Origin of the sequence: Dyadobacter sp. CY312, assembly GCF_021390535.1 — a bacterium.
Taxonomy (GTDB): Bacteria; Bacteroidota; Bacteroidia; order Cytophagales; family Spirosomataceae; genus Dyadobacter.
This window is the reverse complement of sequence record NZ_JAJUXG010000005.1, coordinates 81213-99512: the sequence shown is the minus strand read 5'-3', so window position 1 is coordinate 99512 and position 18300 is coordinate 81213. Positions and strand designations below refer to the sequence as shown.

Here is an 18300-nt window from a genome sequence, read left to right as displayed (position 1 = left end):
AGTCAACAGTGGATAGCTGTTGGCTTTTTGCTTTAATGAAGCACCCTGACATTGAATGTTAACACCTTTGTGTCTTCGAGACTTTGTGGCAAAATATTTTGGCGAATACTCACGCTCGTTAATGCAATATCATATTCATCCAAATTAGACTTCACCTTGATCCCGGACGGTTGAAAAATTGCCGGGGAAAAATCCGTCACACCATTTCCGGTTTCTGTCACAGGTATTTTTTTAATGTTTTTGGCAAGATTAACATTGTAAAAAAACATACAAAAATGAAACTAAACCGACTCGAATTCTGGATTGCGACTGCGTTCTTAGTGTTTTTCATTTACATGAATATGCTAAGTACTTACAGTCCTACGCCAGAATATATAATTTTTCATGTATGGCCGAGTCTACTAAACTCGCTCAGCCTATACTTTTCATTTTTAGTTATAAACAATGTTATAATTTTCAGAAATTTTCCTTTAAAAAAATGGAGCAACATAGCTTTCCAGTCTACCGGGATCCTTGTCCTGCTTCTTGCTGTGTTTACGATTACCAACCAAATCAGAAATCAGCATACAATTCCCTTTCCTGACAGTCTTATGAGCATGTTTCCCTCAATGCTCTGGATTACTGGAATACTTGCGGCTTATAACATACTTAAATACGGCCTTCTAAATTCCGTTTCAAACACTCGATCGGAAAAAGAAAATATGTTTTTTCAATTGACTGTAGCCTGTGTAATATGGCTAACTCTACTTGGGATATTACTCAGCTCTTTAACAGGATACATCAGGGATCAATTCGCCACAATATTTATTTCAGCCATCCCGTGTGCAGGAATAACTTACTTTCTTAATCGATTTCAGTTCTTACCTGATTATCATTTGGGAAAAGTAAAAAAACAGACCTATTATTTTCTTATTAGCTCTACAATTTTAATCGCCTTCACTTTCTTTTACATATTATGGCTTACAACCTGGCAAGACATGAGTGTTGGAAGTTATATCGCAATTAATTTATTCTGTCTCGCAGTCGCTCTGATTTCATCTCATTTTTCCTTTTCCCAACACCTCAAACAAACAGAACTCCTATCATTAAAAACTGACCTGGGTAAATCATCTGCCGACTTACAATTCCTTCGTTCTCAGATCAATCCCCACTTTCTATTTAATGTGCTCAATACGCTATATGGCACAGCGATACAGGAAAATGCGAACCGCACGAGTGAAGGAATACAGAAATTGGGAGATATGATGCGGTTTATGTTACATGAAAATACGCTTGACGCTATTCCGGTAGCTCGTGAAATTGATTATCTCAAAGACTATATTTATCTGCAAAAACTGCGAATTGTAAATTCCGATCAAATCCATGTGGAAGTCAATTTGCCCGAAAATCCCTATCACCAAACCATTGCTCCCATGTTATTAATTCCTTTTGTTGAAAATGCATTTAAACATGGCGTAAGTTTGCAGAATCGTTCCTGGATCACCATTTCCCTGCATTGCGAGGCGGATAGGCTGGACTTTGACATTTATAACAGTCTGCACCCAAAACGGGAAACGGATACGGAGCGATTTCAAGGAGGGATTGGACTTGAAAATGTAAAACAACGGCTGCAATTGCTCTATGCAGGCAAACATGAACTGACCATCCGGCAGTCCCAAACGGAGTATTTTGTTCACATGACGATGTTTCTTTAAGCAATCCGCGAAATAATATGATAAATGCCATTGCCATTGACGACGAACCTGTTGCACTTGAAATCATCAGGTCACTAGTACAAAAAGTGCCGTTTCTGAACTTACAGGCTGTGTTTGTCAATGCGTTTGAAGCAAAGGATTATCTTGACAAACAGCAGGTTGATCTTTTGTTTCTGGATATAAAAATGCCCGATATTTCAGGAATAGAATTCTACCAATTGCTGACGCAAAAGCCACTTGTCATTTTCACAACGGCGTACTCCGAGCATGCTGTTAAAAGTTACGAACTGGAAGCAATCGATTATTTGCTTAAACCATTTTCATCCGAACGATTTCAAAAAGCTTGCGAGAAAGCAAAATCAATACTTGAACTGCAAGCCACAACCAGGCAATCTGCCCCTCTTTTCCTTAAATCAGGATATGAAAAAATTCGTGTAGATCCGCAGGAGATCCTGTTTGTCGAAAGTGCTGGAAACTATATGACATTCGCACTGCCCGACAGAAAGATATTAACCCGGCTCACCATGGCCGAAACGCTTGCCATGTTGCCTCAGCCAGGTTTTGTACGTGTTCACCGTTCATTTATCATTGCCAAAGACAAAGTCACGAAGATCGAAAAACAGCAATTGCATCTGGGAACGTACGTTGTTCCTGTTGGAAATATGTATGCGGAGGAGGTTGCGGGGATGTTGAATTTTTAACCAGTTGTGGTTGATTTTTTGTAAATTCGTAAGGTGAACAAATTAAAAAACAGACAGCTCGATTTTGAGGTTGACTTTCTGACAAATTCAATCAGAAACGTCATATCTGGCGATAGTTTTCAAACCGAAGTTTCAAGGTTAACAAGGACAGACGTAAAACAAATTAGCAAAAAGAATGGTTGGAAATTTAATTGGAAGAAAGAATTAGACGACAGCACAAAAGAAGTTTATAAGATTACGATTGTCAATAACCCTAACATAATTCAAGGCCTGATAAGTTTTACAATTAATGAGGACCATGTCTATATGGACTTGTTAGAAAACGCACCTTTTAATCTTGGGCAAAATAAATTGTATGAAGGTGTTGCAGGAAATCTGGTTGCCTTTGCATGTAAGGTCTCATTTCGACAAGGTTTTGATGGGTACGTTTCTTTTACAGCTAAAACCAGGCTCATGGAGCATTATATTAAGACCTTGAATGCAATTCCATTCGGAGGGCAATTAATGATGATTAACACGATCACAGCCAGCATTCTTGTTGACAAGTACTTTAAAAATTGATCAGATGGGATATATCAAAGAACCAAAAGGTGTCGATTTTGAAATAAACGGCAAACCTTTAACAGTAGAGCAAAAAGAGGCAATCAGCGATTTTATTCGTATTGACAAAGAAAAACGTAAACATTTGGAATCACTGAAATCTAACACTAAGCCTGTTTCCGAGCCCCAAGTTTAAAACGGGTTCAATCCCCAAAGTAAAATTTCAGGGGTTGCCTTCAACGAAAACAACCCCTGAAATTTCTGACTAAATCCAGTCGCTGATTAGAGCGCTGAACCTACCAGCTTAACTATTCCACCAAGCTGTTTGTTTGCAGCAGCGGCAGCCACCTTTCCGGCAACACCACCTTTGTTAAGTCCTGCTACGCTTTTTGTAGCTTCACCAAGCAAACCGCCCAACTGGCTTTGAGAACTTGCGCCGAGAATGGAAGACCCAGCCTTGATCAGTCCCAAATTGCTTGTAAGACTGGCAGCATTTCCCAACAATCCGGATTCACCTTTTCCCAGTAAACTGCTGATTCTGTTAGCTCCAAGAAGCATCTTCACAGCATTCACCGCTTTTCCCAATATGCCGGATGAAAGTTTACCAGTAGACGCCAACGGTATCAGGGATTTAAGATTTCCAGCCTGACCCAGCAATTTTGATTTAAGATCGCCGCCGGAGCTGTTTGCCTCCTTTTCCAAAGCTGCGGAGCTCTGCGTCAATGCTTCTGCTGTACCGGTTTTGTCTCCTTTCGTGGAAAGGGAAACCGCTTTATCCAGCAAGCTTTCAACCGACAGTCCCTGAGCGAATGATCCGGCAGAAAAAGCGAGGAAACCTAATACCAATGCAAAGGAGAATAAGTAATTTTTCATAACAAGTGTTTTTGTGATATTCTATGGACGGCAATATTATACAAAAGGACACTTTTTTCTATAAGATTTTTTTTACGCTCTGTCACAAATTCTCTTAGCCTGTTCACTACAAGCATATTCCCATTCTACAAGCTTTTTCATTTCAAGGTTTTACCAGATAAATTCCAGCATTGTAGGACGCGAAACAGCCTAAACCTCCTTCAATGTTGGTATATACCAATGCTGGTTCCACAAACGGATTGTCTGCGTTGCCATGGTCTTTCAACGACTTGTAAAAACGATAATAGTGCTCGTCCAGATTCAGTATTTCGAACTGCACCGCTTTAAAACGAGGGTCAGAATAAATCATCTGGTCTTTGTAAGGGAAGCTGAATTTGGTTGGCAGCTGTACATAATAAGCGGGTGCCTCAAAAGTGATTCCATCAAGATTGGTATCGCTCACCAAAAAATCCTGATGCGTGTAATCCAGCATTGTTTTTGAAGCTACCCGTTGTGGCTTGCTACCTCCTGTCTCGCTGTCATAATACGGGGCGGTGAGCTCGGTTTCTGCATAGCCCCGAAGGGTATAATAATTCGATTCTCCTTTTATATCATACCACGACATTTTTATTCTTGCAACCGTGTCGCCGTCATACCTGTAACCAAAAACGGTGTCAATCGCATAACTTTTGATCTCGGCTTTTTTCAATGGAACAATACAGCTTGCCCTCACTGTCCGTGCGCCATCCGTCACCACCAGATTGTACTTTTTGCCGGCTTCTATTTTAAACTTATCGCTGCTGATCCGATATGTAAAGGTCGAATCGACATAGGGAATCACAATGGCTCCATTTTCTCCAGACAAGGTAACGGTTGCATTTGCAATATAGACCGGAACATAGGTTGAAGGTCCAAAAAGTGGTTGAGATTCCGTAAGCTGAACCATGATGATCTCTGATTGTGGCGATATGTAGCACTCCACCACAAGTTTGGATTCAGTCTTCGGAAGTTTGTCCTGATCAAGATCGTTGACCATACTTTCGCAACTGCAAAGCAGCAATGAGCAAATCAGAAAATATAATATCTTATTCATTCTATTAAAGTTAAATCTGTTGGAAGAAGTTTTAATCCGATTAAAACTTGAAATTGTAGCTAAATGAAGGCAGTACCGGAAACAGCGAATACCGCGTCAGGACATTCACCCTCACATTCGGATTGTTTTTATCTTCCTTATTATCAATATTATAAAAGAACGGATTCTTACGATTGTAGGCGTTGTAAAGTCCGAATTCCCAAGTTCTTTCTCCCCACTTTTTCTTTTTATGAAACTGAATGGCTACGTCCATTCGGTGGTAAGCCTCGGCACGAAAAGAATTCTTTTTCCCGTACTCTGTCGTAGTGTTTCCATTATTGTAGTAATAATCCGAACCGCCGGGCATATAGCGTTCCCGGAAAGTGCTGAACTTGGCAACGGGTAAGGTAAGGGCGTTTCCGGTACCATAAACCCAGGTTGCTGATAAAGTAATGCGTTTGCTGATGTCATAAATCCCGACAATGGAAAGATCGTTCCGGCGATCATAACGAGGGTAAAAGGTTTCACCAAAATTCAGTTCCGGAAACTTCCATTGCGTCCAGGAAAGTGTATATCCGATCCACCCCGACAATTTTCCCGTTTTTTTCTGAACCATAAATTCGGCACCGTACGACCAGCCTTTGCCAGCCGTCACGTTGTCTTCCCAATTCAATTCGTTCGCATTTGCACCATCCAGACTAATAAACGACGAGCCTTCTTTGTAGCTGATGATGTTGTTCATGTGTTTGTAATAACCTTCCAGGGTTACCGCCAAACCGGGCTTGGGCAAATCCTTGGCAAGTCCAACAGCGACCTGGCTCGACTGCTGCGGAGCGATCCGGTTCGTTGTCGGCACCCAAAGATCGGTGGGTAATCCTAATCCTGTATTGCTCAGCAAATGCACATATTGGTTCATTTTGGCATACGAAGCTTTTACAGAAAAATCTTTGGCCAATTTCAGGGCTGCCGAGAATCGGGGCTCTGGTCTGATATAAGTTTTTGCGGGAGTCTGGAAAGCACTCAGTCTGAATCCAGCATTCATTTTAAGGGCTTCAAAAGGTTGGTAAGTATCTTCCAGATAAATACCCGCCTCCGTAGAGTGAATCGGTTTTGCCTGAATTTCAATATCATCAAAAGAAAATTCACCGGCTAGCGCAAGAGCCGAAGGGACAAAGCGGTGTGAGGTTACCTGCGCTCCGAACCTTATAGCATGTTTCGGATTTGGATAAAAATCAAAATCCGTTTTAAGGCTCAGATCACGGATCAAACTGTTGTATTTCAAACTAAAATCATCCGATTTATTCCCTGTTGCAAGTTCTTTTTCCTCAGAGAAAATGTTAAAATTAAAACGGCTGTATATAAACGATGTGTTCACGAACAGCTTTTGACTGATCAGATGATTCCAGCGTAAAGTTGCCGTGGCGTTGCCCCAATTCAGCCCGGATTTCATTACGCTTTGTTTGTCGGTTTCTTTCACCTGAAATTTATCACGACCAAAATATCCGCTCAGGTAAACTTTATTTTTTGGCCCAAAATCGTAGTTCACCTTTGCATTGAGATCATAAAAATAGTAGCCAGGTTTCACCTTGCTGCTATAACTGGTTTGTTGCTGGGCGATCAGCGGAGCTGCCAGCACATCAATATAAGTTCTTCTGCCGGAGATAAGGAAAGAAGATTTTTTCTTTGCCAATGGGCCTTCCAGCGTGAGACGCGACGAAATCAGCCCGATTCCACCTTCGCCGTGTAGTTTTTCTTTACTACCCTCCTTCATATTCATTTCTACAACGGAAGAAAGTCTGCCACCATAACGGGCAGGAAAACCACCTTTGGTCAACTCGACACTCTTTAAAGCGTCGCCATTAAAAACGGAGAAAAAGCCGAAAAGATGACTGGCATTATACACAACGGCATCATCCAGGATGATCAGGTTCTGATCGGGTCCACCGCCACGAACATACAATCCGGTTTGTCCCTCGGTTCCTTTTTGTACCCCCGGCATGAGCTGTAAAACCCTGATGACATCCTTTTCCCCAAAAAATGCAGGAATCTTTTTGATTTGCGAAATGGGTACTTCAATCTGGCTCATCTGAGCAGACTCACTCACCTTCTCATTTTGCCGATTGCCTTTTACCGTCACCTCTTCCAATTGGTTCACGGCCGCCAATTCCAGACTCAATTCTCTGCTTTCCTTCGTGGAAACTCTGATATTTTGCCGGTCATAACCCACAAAGGAAAAGGAAATGGTTATCGAATCGGATGGAGGAATGGTGAGTGAATAAAACCCGTAGGTATTGCTGACGGTACCATAATTGGAATTTTCGATGTAGACATTCACGCCAGGAAGCAGTTCTCTGCTCCCCTTTTCCCTCACAAAACCGCTGATGGTAACACGGTCCTGCCCATGGATGCAAACTGAAACTAACATGAAAAACACTAACAAAGGGAGAGTATTACGCATAAATAAAAGTTGGTTTTTCTAAGAACGGGCAAGTCAATTCCATGGTATGTAACCGATATAAAATATTAATATATTTATCTACAATGTTCTATTAGACTTTTAGAGTAGAAGTTTGCACCTGGTTTCGCTCTTTGTTCGCCGCTTTCAGTACAGATTTAACACAAAGAGCCTTCACTTTCCGGAATGGTTGTACGGATGTGAAATTAAAAATATGTTTAGGCCATCACATCTGGTGTTGTTAATAAAGCAACGATTACATTTGTCAGCCAAAAGCGACGTGATTCTTCATTTTAAAACCAAAAGCCATGATTAAATTCTCATACACGATACTCTATGTACGCGATGTAACAAGCACCATAACTTTTTACGAACAGGCGTTCGGATTTGAAAGAAAATTTGTGACACCCGATAACGATTACGCAGAACTGGTAACTGGTGTAACTTCGCTGGCTTTTGCTTCTGTGGATCTTGCCAAGTCCAATCTCTCGAAAGGTTTTATTGAAAGTTCTGTTGATAGGCAGCCATTTGGAATGGAAATCGGATTTGTGACGGACGATGTAGAAAACACCGTGTACAATGCTCTTAAAGCAGGAGCAACACTTGTAGAAAAACCAAAGACAAAACCCTGGGGGCAAACAGTAGCTTATGTCAGCGATCCGGATGGATTTCTGATAGAGATATGTACGGCGATAGCGTGATAACTGCCCTTATCCATAACCCGGCAATCTGTATTGCAAATTGAAGACACTGATTGCCGGGCTATTATTTGTTAACTTATGCCTGGCTTGCTGTTGGGATAAATAATAACGAGTGAAAGAATTCTAAGTTTTAGTTATTACTTATCTCCAATATTTGTTTTTCCATTCTTTCCTCCCAACCTATTCCATTTCTTTTATCAAGATAGGGTTTGGTAAAAGCGTAATATCGGGATTGCGCTTTTTCAAATGCAGGCCAGGATACACATATATTCCTATATTCTACTCCATAAATCGCCCTGATGCTATCCATCTTTTTATATCTTAATTCCGAAGAGGAATCCATAGGTATTGCCATACCTCCTCCGTGTTCGTAAACAATCATCCCATTCTTTATATCCGATTCGGCCTTAGTTTTATATTCCAAGACCAGTGATTCATACTGCTTTTGGAATTCCAATACTGCCACACTGGCATGATAGACGATAAAAATCAAAAAAAGAGAAGTTACTAATGAATTGGCTCTTAGCACCCGTACTAAATATACACCCATTCCAATGCGTGGAATCCCCAGAAGAAAAGAAGTAACCACGCCTGAAAGGATAACGCCAGCAAGTATTTTCCATCCCTCTCTTGTGAGACTGTAACTCAAATTGCTGGATGAGAAACCATACATATAAACATCAGGGAATATTATTGCGGCTATAACCAACAACAAAAGTGTAAAATTGATGATGAGCAGCTTTTTCAATTGAATTCAGGAACGAATAAGTTGTGAGCAGAAAATAGTCCGTTATTCGTAGTAATATTAGGTAATTACAATTACTTTTTGGCGCTTTAATTTAAATTTTATATAAAATTTTATTATATATTAAAAATATACTTTTCTGCCACTCACACTTCCGTGAAATCAGGCAGGTTACCTACACCAGTTATTCAAAATCGCCGACTGCAATTCCGTTGGATTTTTCACGGGTTTGATGTCGAATGATCGCTGCAATTTCGTCCCCAGCGCAATTGTTGTTGGTTTGGATACACCTGATTTAAGTATATCAAGAACCAGAATATCTCCGGCTTTTTTGTCGGGAATAATGGCCCCTATACTGTTTTGAGAAGGCGTAGTTCCATTTACGTTTAGGACAATGCCCCCCTTTCTCACACCCGCTTTCCATGCCGGCGAATCGTAATCTACGGATGTAATCACAAGACTGTCACCGTTCATTTTTGTATTAATTCCAAGATATGCTCCCGGAACTTCAACTGGATTTATATCTATATCCAGACCGGCATAATTGAAGTATTTCTTGTAATCGAGCTCTTGGGTTGTGTAGATGTAATCAAAGAATTCATTGAGGGAAACGCCTGCTATGTTTTCACAAACCTGTTTCAATTCTGCTTCGGTAAAACCCCGGTTTTCCTTGATATAATATTTGTTGTAAAGCGTACGCATCACGTCGTCCAGCGACTTTTTATTTCCCGTCTCATGTCTGATCAGGAAATCGAGAATCAATCCTACAACAGGCCCTTTGGCATAATAGGAAATCGTTTTATTGAACTCATCTTCCGTCCTGCCAAACGGACCGTCAGACCAGGTTTCGGCACTAGCCTGTGCAAGTGACTGAAACAGACGTCCGGGCTGGGTTTCATACGATTTGATGCTGCCTTTAAACGTATCCAGAACCTGCTCACGTGACATCATTCCACCACGGTTTAGGATGATGTATTCGTAGTAAACCGTGAGTCCTTCCGACACCCAGAGCATATTGGTTTTATTGCCTTTGTCATAGTCGAAAGGTCCCAATTCTATTGGTCTTATCCGTTTCACGTTGTAGTGATGAAAATATTCGTGAGCGATAAAACTAAGCATACGAATGCGTCCCTGTTCGCTGTTCACCTCCGAACCTTCAAAACTGATCGTGGTGGAATTCAGATGTTCAATACCGCCTCTGCCCGGACCTATCGCCAGAAAAGTATAGTGTTTATAAGGAATATGACCGATCAGACCGGAAGCCTGTTCAACGACCTTTTTGATGTCCTGCATCAATTTCCCTCTATCGAATTCGCCTATCTTGTATCCAATAAAACGGTGCGGAATACCATTTACTTCGAATGCAGGCAACTCTTCCAGATTACCTATCAAAATGGGGCTGTCGTAAAGGACGTCAAAATCAGTGGCGGTGAAGATGTGTTTGGAAGCATCTGCAACGTCCAGACCAGTTGCGACATCTTCCCAGTTTTTTGCAGGGTTAACCGTCACTTTTGCATCCCGTTTTATTTCTCCGTCCAGGTGAAGGAAAACACTGGTGGGCACAATGTATCCATGTTCTTCATCCAGAAAGCTGTTTGCTACAAATTGGCGATCCGCTTTTATATCATATTCAACACGGATATTTTTTGACTTTGCATTCCGGATAATCCAGCTGTTTTTACCTTTTTTCTCCCATTGCAAAATCTTGTTATTTGCATCTGTTGCGACAAGATTATCGAGCTTTTCGGCATAATCCATGAGCTGATAATATCCCGGCGACCACATGGGCATTTTCAAAACTGCATCTGAGGTTTGCTTCGCTTCAAACTCCATTACCACATGGAAAATTTGCTGCTCTGGATTTTCCATACTCACAGTAAATTTTACCGTACTGCCCTTCCCGCCGAATACTGCAAAACTTAAAAGAGAAAATAGAAGCGTGGTAAAAAAACTTTTGGAGCGGTGGTTTGGTGTCATTGGTGCTATTTTTCGGGTCGATTTCCCCTCAGTTTCCTATGGTGATTTGTATTCAAAAATATACATTCACACAAGAACTCAACTACACAAAACACCAAAGCTGGCGGAGCTACCAATATTGGTAAAGAGATGGTTAACATTGACAAACTCCATGCTGTGCTCAACAGAGTTTGTTAATCGTTGTAGTGCTCTTTGACGTGTCACGCTGAGTAACTAATTTTTGGAGCAAACAAGCTCTCGCTCCGGCGATGCGCCGGGCTGCCGGCGCAGTTGAAAATGACATGATTCACCATTGGAATATCTAAGATCTACGTCAGCCTTAGCCGCGGTCCGTCACGCCGTCGAAGGCTAGGAAACAAAGTTCAAATTATTCATATTCAATAATTTATAAAGGTTATCAGTGGCAACTTCCAGTGCTCTTACTTTTTTTCTTGATAAAAAAAGTAACAAAAAAATCAAGGCGAAAAAATGCTTCCTCGCTCATGTCACACGCACACCCCGCTTTTTCGTCAAAGCAGCGCACGCATTGTGCTTATCGCTGCTTTGAGCTTACGCGTCCATACATTGCTCTTATATTCTTCCTGATCATACATAACTCGTGCAGTCCCGTCCGCTTGGCTTGACAACGATCATGTCATTTTACTTTACTGATCACCAACTACAATCCATCAATAACAACCTGCGGGTTACCCTGCGAACAACGTTCCACTCGTACGTTCACCTGATACACATCCCGGACGATTTTTGGCGTGATGGCCTCCTCAGGTTTGCCCGAAGACGTAATGGCTCCTTTTTGCATGACAATGATCTGATCCGCCCAACGCATCGCCAGGTTCAGATCGTGAAGCACAACAACAACAATCCGCCCTTCACGAGCAAGGGAACGGGTCAGTTCCATAACCTGCACCTGATGTCTCAAATCCAGTGCACTGGTGGGCTCATCGAGCAAGAGTACCTTTGGCTCACGCACTACAGAGCGTGCCAGACTGGCCATTTGACGCTGCCCGCCCGATAGCTGATTAAGGGGTGACAACGCAAGATGGGAGATCCCAATACGATCCAGGGTTTTAAACGCCCGTTCATATATTTCAGAATTTTTGATGCTGACACCATCCAGCGGAGAAGCTTTTAATGCACTGATTACCGCTTCAATCACCGACAAACTCACATCCTGCGGAATACTCTGAGGCATGAATGTTAGATGTGAGGCCCGTTCAGTCAGCGACATCTGCATCAGATCGGAGTCGTTCAATATCATAGAACCACTTGCAGAAAGCAAGCCCGACATAGCGCGAAGCAAAGTTGACTTTCCTGCCGCATTGGGACCAACCAGAGCCGTAACAGTACCCGTTTGGAGAGGTGGTAGCGACAGGTCATTGATGATGACCCTTTTACCATAACCTGCTGTAATGTTGTTTACGATCAATTGGTTACCTGTTACCATGATTTTCTCCCCTTTCTAAAAATAAGCAGAATAAAAACAGGAACACCGATCAGTGAAGTGACAATACCAACCGGCATAATAACACCCGGCACAAGTGCCTTACTTGCAATGGACGCAAGCGACATTACCAATGCACCAGTCAGAATACTGGCGGGAAGGCTATAACGATGGTCTTCGCCGATAAGCATTTTGGCAATGTGCGGCCCTACCAAACCGATGAATCCGATGGTACCGACAAATGCAACAGAACATGCCGCAAGCAAACTCACCCGAATCAACGACATGAAACGAAGCCGCCCAACCTGCACACCGTAACTGCGGGCACTGTCTTCACCCAAACGAAGGGCGGTCATTTGCCAGGAAGCTGCCAATGAAAACGGAACAATCACTGCCAGAACAACACCCAAAATCCGGATTGTGGACCAGCTTGCCCGCGTGAGGCTGCCAAGGCTCCAAAATACAAGTTGCTGTAAGGCTTCGGCACTTGCAACATACTGCATGATGCCGATAAGCGCATTAAAGGTGAAAACCAATGCGATCCCAAAAAGAACCAGAGACTCAACGCCTGCACCCTGCATGCGGGACAAAGCCTGCAGAAGCATGACCGAACCAAATGCAAAAATGAAAGCATTGGTAGCGATCATCCACTCTTCCGGGATTCCTGGTAAACTCAGCCCGGCGATGATGGCCAGTGAAGCTCCGAAAGATGCCGCCGCAGATACACCAAGTGTAAACGGACTGGCTAATGGATTGTTCAGAATGGTCTGCATTTCGGTGCCGGCAAGTGAAAGTGCCGCTCCCACAAGTATAGCCATAACGGAATAAGGCAGCCGCACTTCACGCACAATTACCTGTGTTCCAAGATCAACTGAATCCGGAAAAACAATGGCTTTGAGCACTTCACTGATTTCAATGTTGGAAGCGCCAACAGCTATGTCCACACAAAATGCAGCGACCATGGCGGCAAATAAAAATATGAGTAACAGTATCCTTTTATACCGAATACGGTTGTAGCCGTCTTCGATAGAAGGGTTTTTAAGTATACTATAACTTTGTTGGTCTGTAATCAATTGGTAGAGAGCTTTAAATAAACATATCATGGTATAGCCAATGGCAATCGGCCATCAGTTTTCGGCAGCACAGATTGGGCAAAAGATCATTTCCCATTTAGCCCGACAGCCGAAAGCTTGTATTCGCCTTCCGTTATTTCAGCTCTGCGAAATAGGTACCTTTGAAGGGAACTGCCAGGAATTTCTCGTTGATCTGACGAAGTGTTTCATCAGGATTTACTGTTTTGAAAAGTGTCGGGTTAAGCCATTTTGCAATTGCTTCCACAGCAGCAATATTCAACGGCGAGTCGTAAAAGAGATGCCACATACCGTATACTTTCTTGTTTTTCACAGCTGAAAGAGGAGAAACCACACTGCGGTCGGCCAATGCTTTAAGGCTTTTTTGCGTTTCAGCCGCACTTATTCCATACCCAATTACCAAACCTGGCTCCCCTACTGAGGCAATGCCCGAGGCAATGTAAATGTCTGGTTGCTGGCGAATCACAAATTCCATGTTAAGTGTTCCCACTTCGCCCGGCAATATGTCAGCCCCAATATTATGTCCGCCTGCAAATTCTATAAATTCCCCCAAATTGCCTTTTCCCGGAGAACCGATCTGCTGACCACGGATCATCTCCATGTATACCTTTGGCCGGCTTGCTTTTTTGCCCGCCAAAGCTTTTGAAATGCGGTCCATCCGGGTTTTGTAAAAAGCGATGTATTCGTTTGCCTTTTTTTCTTTACCCAAAACTTTACCCAGCAAAGCCATACTCGGAAGCGTATTTTTGAAAGGGTGCAAGCGAAAATCGACAAAAACAATAGGAATACCTGCTGCTTCCAATTGGCGGATCACATCGGCAGACTTGGCATCCGGACCATGAGAACCACTTCCAAAAATTGCCAGATCCGGTTTAAGCGAAATAATCTTTTCGGTAGAAACTGTTTCCTTTCCATTACCACCGATCTGCGGGATTTTCGCCATCGCAGGAAACCGTTTCATGTATTCGTCATAAATGTTACCACCGGATTTTGCGAAATCACCCGTCCAGCCAACCACCATTCCAACCGGATTCGGGTCAAGCAGAGAAAGCGTAAGCAGCGATCTTCCTTCGCCTAGTATAACCCGCTTTGCAGGAGATTTGAGCGTCACTTTTCGTCCTACAATATCGGTTACTGTAACCGATTGTGCGTGCACATGGGCATTGAGTAAAACAAATGCACACACACTCAAAACTTTAAAAATGTACTTTTTCATACGGTTCATGGAATTTAACAGCTGTCAGCCATGAGCTTTAAGCCGCTGGCTCTTTGCTAACTCTATCGAAATAATAACCAGTTGTCAGAATTAAATTTCATTCTGACAACCGGTTTAAATATCAAACTAAGTACTAATAAACATTTAGCGCTATAATTTTAACTTGTATCTTAATGGCTCTTAAAGCTAATAACGGTCCGCCGCGCGGCTAAACGCTAATTGCTATTAGCTACTTATGGTAAGATTAAACTCACAGTATCTCCGTTCAAATCAGGTGCAGGAGGTGTTGCCGGTGCTGGTTCACCTTGCACTCGCCTCGCCATTTTGGCTTTGTTGGTAACATAGGCTGCGCCAGTCGCTTTGTTTATGACAATGGTATTAGGGTGAGAACCCGTCTCCAAAGTAGCAAGTACCTCGTAGGTTTCAGAATCAATGACTGAAACTGTTCCAGAACGACGGTTTGCAGTGTAAATGCGTTTTTTTGCAGGATCAAAATTGATGCCCAATGCACCTTCTCCGGCAGGTATCGTTTTAAGAATTTCACCTGTTGAGCCTTTAAGCACCACCACCTCACTCGAACCCTGATGTGCAACAAACAAGCGATCCGACTTTTCGTCAAAGATCAGGTTTACAGGCTGCTTGCCCCCTGACGCAAAAGATTTTGAAAGTTTGTTGGTTTTCAAATCAATCACGCCCACTTCGTTGGTTCCCATGTTGGTTACATACAGCAACTGGTTCTTTTTGTCAATGGCGATACCCGTAGTGGATTTACCGGTGTTTTCGATCAAATGACTGAATTTGTTGGTTTTCCCATCAATCACCCAAACACTGCTTCCTTCACCTACGTCAGAAACGTATACCTTGTTATTTACCTCATCGACGAACACCTCACGTGTATGCGATTTTTCTTTTCCGTTACTGATCGTCGCGATCACCTTTTTTGTTTTCAGGTCAATGGCGTGAACCGACTTGTTACGCGTGTTCGACGTGTACAAGGTCTGCGTTTTGTCATTGATACCCACGCCATAAGGAGGTGCATCTTTAAGGTCAATACTGTCGATAACGGCCAATGTTTTGGCATCCAGTTTGTATATTTTACCACCGGGAACTGTACGCGATCCGGCTGCCGCTACGTAAACAGCATTTGATTTTTCACTCACAGCAAGTTCAAAAAGACCCTGTCCGACACGCTCAGATTTCGATACTTTTTGAGCCATTGTTTCAGAAGAAAAACCCAAAGCCAGCAACGCGCCAAGCGTCAGTACCCTCACTTTTACACCTATGTTTGATTTCTCAGCCATAACTTAATTATAGATTTAGTTAGAATTTATGTATTGGTAAAATCATCAGAAAAAACCATCCTATTTGCTCTCCCAGCCTTCGGATAGCCATTTGTAAAAAGCAGGAAATGCCATGCGCCAGTACCACGCACCATGCCTTCCGGAAGGATTGATTGCAATTTGCAAGTCGGGATTTACTTTCTCCTTCAAAATATCAGATGTTGCTTTCACGTCATCGTGCATGCGGACAAAACTACTGTCGGGTTTCATACGATTTTCATTCCCTCCCGCGTAGAAATAATAGCGTTGGTTGTGTATTTGGCTGTCCGGTTTAAGCTGTTCCAATTCCCGGTAAATATTGCGTTGGTCCAACCATACCGAAGGTGAAAGAACACCTAGTGAACCAAAAACTTCCGGGTAATACAACCCCGCATAAAAAGTAAGCAAACCTCCCATGGAGCTTCCCGCCATTGCCGTATGTTTCTTGTCAGGAATAGTCCGGTACTGTTTATCAATGAGTGGTTTAAGTGTTTTTACAATAAACTCAAGATAAGCCTTACCCTCTACTTCCTTGTTTTCTGAATTGGCATTGGTGTAATATTCCTTAATCCTCATTTTCTTATCTGCATGATGGTCTACTGCTACCACAATACAGCTCTTGCCTGCTGCGTCAATGGTCTCATCTACACCCCATTCCAACGGACCGATACGCCCCTCGGAAGTTGCTTCATCGAACAGATCCTGACCATCGTGCATATACAAGACAGGATATTTCCTTTTTGATGTTTTGTAATCTTTCGGCAAATAAATGCGGACAGTCCGGCTGCGTTTCAGTTGCGGAATGTACATGGCTGTATCCAAAATTTGCACCTGAGCCGAAGCAGTTGAAGCCGGAAAATGATCACGCCATCCTTCAATCCTAGCCTGAATGACTGTGTCTTTTGTAATGATGGCGCTTCTTGGCGCCACCAATCGACCATCGGCAGTACTTTCCAGCGTTTTCCAGTTTCCGCGGGTAAACTTGTATTCGAGCAGACCGCTTTTTACATCTTTGATCGTAATGAGATGATCCCCGTCCGAATTGATTTTCACCTGCCACTTGTCTTCACCGGGTTGCCATTTTTGAAAACTTCCTGTGATAAAAAAATCCTCACTTTTTAAGAATTCCGGACGACCTCCCACCTCTATCACAACCGTGTGTTGCGCAATTAAAGGTGCAGAAATCACTGACATCATAACCGCAAAAAGTTTGCTAATCCGCATCTTACAATTCTATTTTAAACAATCCTGTTACTGCACCACCTTCTCTTACGCCAAACTGTTTCGTGGCTGCGGTACCTGTCAAAGAATAATATCCGTTCACAGAAGCTGTCGGAGCATTTACGCGAAGCAGCGTTTTACCGTCCAACAGGAATGCTCCGTATGCAGCACCAGGATTCGTTACGGGAGGAATACCAGTAATTTTGGTAGCTGTTTTGGTAGCAATATCCACTGAGTTAAATTCCCAGATCTCACCTGTGTTGATGTTACCGGTAGCACCACTGGTAAGCGGAGCATTGTTGATCAGCGTAATGATTTTGCCATCTCTTGCGAACACGCTTACAAATTTTCCTTTCACGGCACTAACCTCATCCCTGTTCAGGCTCCATGTAGCGTCTATATCCGTTTCAGCCGCTTTTATACGAACAATTTTTGATTTGCCTCCCAAAGCTGTTGTTCCTTGTGTGACGATGTACAAATCTCCCCTTTCATCAATGGAGAACATCTCATTGTCATTGATATAGGTAATGCTACCCGTGTCCGGAATTTTGATCGTTTTCTCGTAAGCGCCAGTATTGACATTGATCACCGCTATGTATACATCCGGAAAAAAGTCGTTGAACATACCACTTTGCGCACCTGTCCCTTTGCTATATGTAATGTCAGCATACAATTTCCCGCCTTTCAGAGCAAGAAAATGCTGCCCGATGCCCTGAAAACCGATACCAGCGTCTGACTTTTTAAGTGCCGTTTCGTAGTCAAAATTCAGTTTTCCGGTACTGGCAAGTGTAGTTGGATTGAAGGTCTGTATCTCCCAGGGCTTATCGCCATCCCAGTAAAAGCCTCTTGAAGCATTCTGGATCACAAAATTCCCGGAGCCATTGATCGTATTGTTGGTTTTAATGAACGTTCCGCCGCTCACCTTCCCATCAGCTGCGATATTCAATCTCTCGATACCCTTTTCGTTTGATGAGTTGAACATCCTGAAAATCCAGTTTCCATAGGGTCTCCATCCTCCCATTCCTTGTCCCTGCAAAGTACTTGGTGCGTTGATATTGGTCACATCGCCGGTAGGCATGGCTGCGAAAGCACTCACGAATCCGGGCTTCGCCGAGGTGATCTCACTCATGGTCATCAGCACATATTTGACTGGTTTCTCAACCACTGGTGTGGGTGTATTATCGTCATCTTTGCAGCCCGTAAGAAACAAAGCACCTGCGAGGCAAAAAGTTATTCCGGATAAAAAAATACGTTTCATGTTCTGGTCTGATTTAA

General features: G+C 42.9%; 17 protein-coding genes. 5 read left to right on the top strand and 12 right to left on the bottom strand.

Annotated features, from left to right (window positions below):
• Positions 1 to 32: 32 nt before the first annotated feature.
• The gene (locus tag LZG71_RS08110) at positions 33 to 269 is read right to left on the bottom strand and encodes a hypothetical protein (RefSeq protein WP_233818853.1); all 237 of its coding nucleotides are present in this window, start codon (positions 267 to 269) and stop codon (positions 33 to 35) included.
• Positions 270 to 977: 708 nt separating this feature from the next.
• On the opposite strand from LZG71_RS08110, the gene LZG71_RS08105 reads away from it, so the two are divergent.
• From LZG71_RS08105 to LZG71_RS08090, 4 genes are read left to right on the top strand one after another with little or no spacing between them, the layout of a single operon-like run.
• Positions 978 to 1694: a sensor histidine kinase gene (locus LZG71_RS08105; protein ID WP_233818851.1), complete on the top strand. Its 717-nt coding sequence runs from the start codon at positions 978 to 980 to the stop codon at positions 1692 to 1694.
• A gap of 17 nt (positions 1695 to 1711) precedes the next feature.
• Positions 1712 to 2395 carry a LytTR family DNA-binding domain-containing protein gene (locus LZG71_RS08100; protein WP_233818849.1) on the top strand — a complete coding sequence of 228 codons (684 nt, stop codon included), beginning with the start codon at positions 1712 to 1714 and terminating at the stop codon, positions 2393 to 2395.
• A 33-nt stretch (positions 2396 to 2428) separates the two neighbouring features.
• Positions 2429 to 2956: a hypothetical protein gene (locus LZG71_RS08095; RefSeq protein WP_233818847.1), complete on the top strand. Its 528-nt coding sequence runs from the start codon at positions 2429 to 2431 to the stop codon at positions 2954 to 2956.
• A 4-nt stretch (positions 2957 to 2960) separates the two neighbouring features.
• Entirely contained in the window at positions 2961 to 3131 is a 171-nt protein-coding gene (locus LZG71_RS08090) for a hypothetical protein (protein ID WP_233818845.1), read from the top strand.
• 86 nt (positions 3132 to 3217) lie between these two features.
• Here the strand turns inward: LZG71_RS08090 and LZG71_RS08085 are convergent, their stop codons facing one another.
• The 3 genes from LZG71_RS08085 to LZG71_RS08075 form a co-directional block, all read right to left on the bottom strand.
• Positions 3218 to 3808: a hypothetical protein gene (locus LZG71_RS08085; protein WP_233818844.1), complete on the bottom strand. Its 591-nt coding sequence runs from the start codon at positions 3806 to 3808 to the stop codon at positions 3218 to 3220.
• A 142-nt stretch (positions 3809 to 3950) separates the two neighbouring features.
• Entirely contained in the window at positions 3951 to 4880 is a 930-nt protein-coding gene (locus tag LZG71_RS08080) for a DUF4249 domain-containing protein (protein WP_233818842.1), read from the bottom strand.
• 40 nt (positions 4881 to 4920) lie between these two features.
• Positions 4921 to 7284, bottom strand: coding sequence for a TonB-dependent receptor (locus LZG71_RS08075; RefSeq protein WP_233818840.1), 2364 nt, complete (start codon positions 7282 to 7284; stop codon positions 4921 to 4923).
• 338 nt (positions 7285 to 7622) lie between these two features.
• Here LZG71_RS08075 and LZG71_RS08070 point away from each other — a divergent pair, with 338 nt between their 5' ends.
• Complete coding sequence (locus LZG71_RS08070; RefSeq protein WP_233818838.1) at positions 7623 to 8015, top strand: VOC family protein; 393 nt, start codon at positions 7623 to 7625, stop codon at positions 8013 to 8015.
• Positions 8016 to 8145: 130 nt separating this feature from the next.
• Here the strand turns inward: LZG71_RS08070 and LZG71_RS08065 are convergent, their stop codons facing one another.
• From LZG71_RS08065 to LZG71_RS08030, 8 genes are all read right to left on the bottom strand, one after another.
• The gene (locus LZG71_RS08065) at positions 8146 to 8763 is read right to left on the bottom strand and encodes a hypothetical protein (protein ID WP_233818836.1); all 618 of its coding nucleotides are present in this window, start codon (positions 8761 to 8763) and stop codon (positions 8146 to 8148) included.
• 168 nt (positions 8764 to 8931) lie between these two features.
• Positions 8932 to 10737, bottom strand: a complete 1806-nt coding sequence (locus tag LZG71_RS08060; protein WP_233818834.1) for a M61 family metallopeptidase — start codon at positions 10735 to 10737, stop codon at positions 8932 to 8934.
• Positions 10738 to 11395: 658 nt separating this feature from the next.
• On the bottom strand, positions 11396 to 12181 hold the full coding sequence (locus LZG71_RS08055; RefSeq protein WP_233818832.1) for an ABC transporter ATP-binding protein: 786 nt from the start codon (positions 12179 to 12181) through the stop codon (positions 11396 to 11398).
• Positions 12175 to 13251, bottom strand: coding sequence for an iron ABC transporter permease (locus tag LZG71_RS08050; protein ID WP_233818830.1), 1077 nt, complete (start codon positions 13249 to 13251; stop codon positions 12175 to 12177). Before LZG71_RS08050 ends, LZG71_RS08055 begins: the two co-directional genes overlap by 7 nt.
• A 133-nt stretch (positions 13252 to 13384) precedes the next feature.
• Positions 13385 to 14485 (bottom strand): ABC transporter substrate-binding protein, encoded by a 1101-nt coding sequence (locus LZG71_RS08045; protein WP_233818828.1) that lies wholly within the window; start codon positions 14483 to 14485, stop codon positions 13385 to 13387.
• A 233-nt stretch (positions 14486 to 14718) separates the two neighbouring features.
• Positions 14719 to 15786: a YncE family protein gene (locus LZG71_RS08040; protein WP_233818826.1), complete on the bottom strand. Its 1068-nt coding sequence runs from the start codon at positions 15784 to 15786 to the stop codon at positions 14719 to 14721.
• Between the two features lie 60 nt (positions 15787 to 15846).
• Positions 15847 to 17001 carry an alpha/beta hydrolase gene (locus tag LZG71_RS08035; protein ID WP_233818824.1) on the bottom strand — a complete coding sequence of 385 codons (1155 nt, stop codon included), beginning with the start codon at positions 16999 to 17001 and terminating at the stop codon, positions 15847 to 15849.
• A gap of 28 nt (positions 17002 to 17029) precedes the next feature.
• Positions 17030 to 18283: a hypothetical protein gene (locus LZG71_RS08030; RefSeq protein WP_233818822.1), complete on the bottom strand. Its 1254-nt coding sequence runs from the start codon at positions 18281 to 18283 to the stop codon at positions 17030 to 17032.
• Positions 18284 to 18300 lie beyond the last annotated feature (17 nt).

Bases quoted from the DNA above. Each gene is read 5' to 3' on its own strand.
- LZG71_RS08110 (WP_233818853.1), bottom strand. From the start codon at position 269: ATGTTTTTTTACAATGTTAATCTTGCCAAAAACATTAAAAAAATACCT.
- LZG71_RS08105 (WP_233818851.1), top strand. From the start codon at position 978: ATGAGTGTTGGAAGTTATATCGCAATTAATTTATTCTGTCTCGCAGTC.
- LZG71_RS08100 (WP_233818849.1), top strand. From the start codon at position 1,712: ATGATAAATGCCATTGCCATTGACGACGAACCTGTTGCACTTGAAATC.
- LZG71_RS08090 (WP_233818845.1), top strand. From the start codon at position 2,961: ATGGGATATATCAAAGAACCAAAAGGTGTCGATTTTGAAATAAACGGC.
- LZG71_RS08085 (WP_233818844.1), bottom strand. From the start codon at position 3,808: ATGAAAAATTACTTATTCTCCTTTGCATTGGTATTAGGTTTCCTCGCT.
- LZG71_RS08080 (WP_233818842.1), bottom strand. From the start codon at position 4,880: ATGAATAAGATATTATATTTTCTGATTTGCTCATTGCTGCTTTGCAGT.
- LZG71_RS08075 (WP_233818840.1), bottom strand. From the start codon at position 7,284: ATGTTAGTTTCAGTTTGCATCCATGGGCAGGACCGTGTTACCATCAGC.
- LZG71_RS08070 (WP_233818838.1), top strand. From the start codon at position 7,623: ATGATTAAATTCTCATACACGATACTCTATGTACGCGATGTAACAAGC.
- LZG71_RS08060 (WP_233818834.1), bottom strand. From the start codon at position 10,737: ATGACACCAAACCACCGCTCCAAAAGTTTTTTTACCACGCTTCTATTT.
- LZG71_RS08055 (WP_233818832.1), bottom strand. From the start codon at position 12,181: ATGGTAACAGGTAACCAATTGATCGTAAACAACATTACAGCAGGTTAT.
- LZG71_RS08045 (WP_233818828.1), bottom strand. From the start codon at position 14,485: ATGAAAAAGTACATTTTTAAAGTTTTGAGTGTGTGTGCATTTGTTTTA.
- LZG71_RS08040 (WP_233818826.1), bottom strand. From the start codon at position 15,786: ATGGCTGAGAAATCAAACATAGGTGTAAAAGTGAGGGTACTGACGCTT.
- LZG71_RS08035 (WP_233818824.1), bottom strand. From the start codon at position 17,001: ATGATGTCAGTGATTTCTGCACCTTTAATTGCGCAACACACGGTTGTG.
- LZG71_RS08030 (WP_233818822.1), bottom strand. From the start codon at position 18,283: ATGAAACGTATTTTTTTATCCGGAATAACTTTTTGCCTCGCAGGTGCT.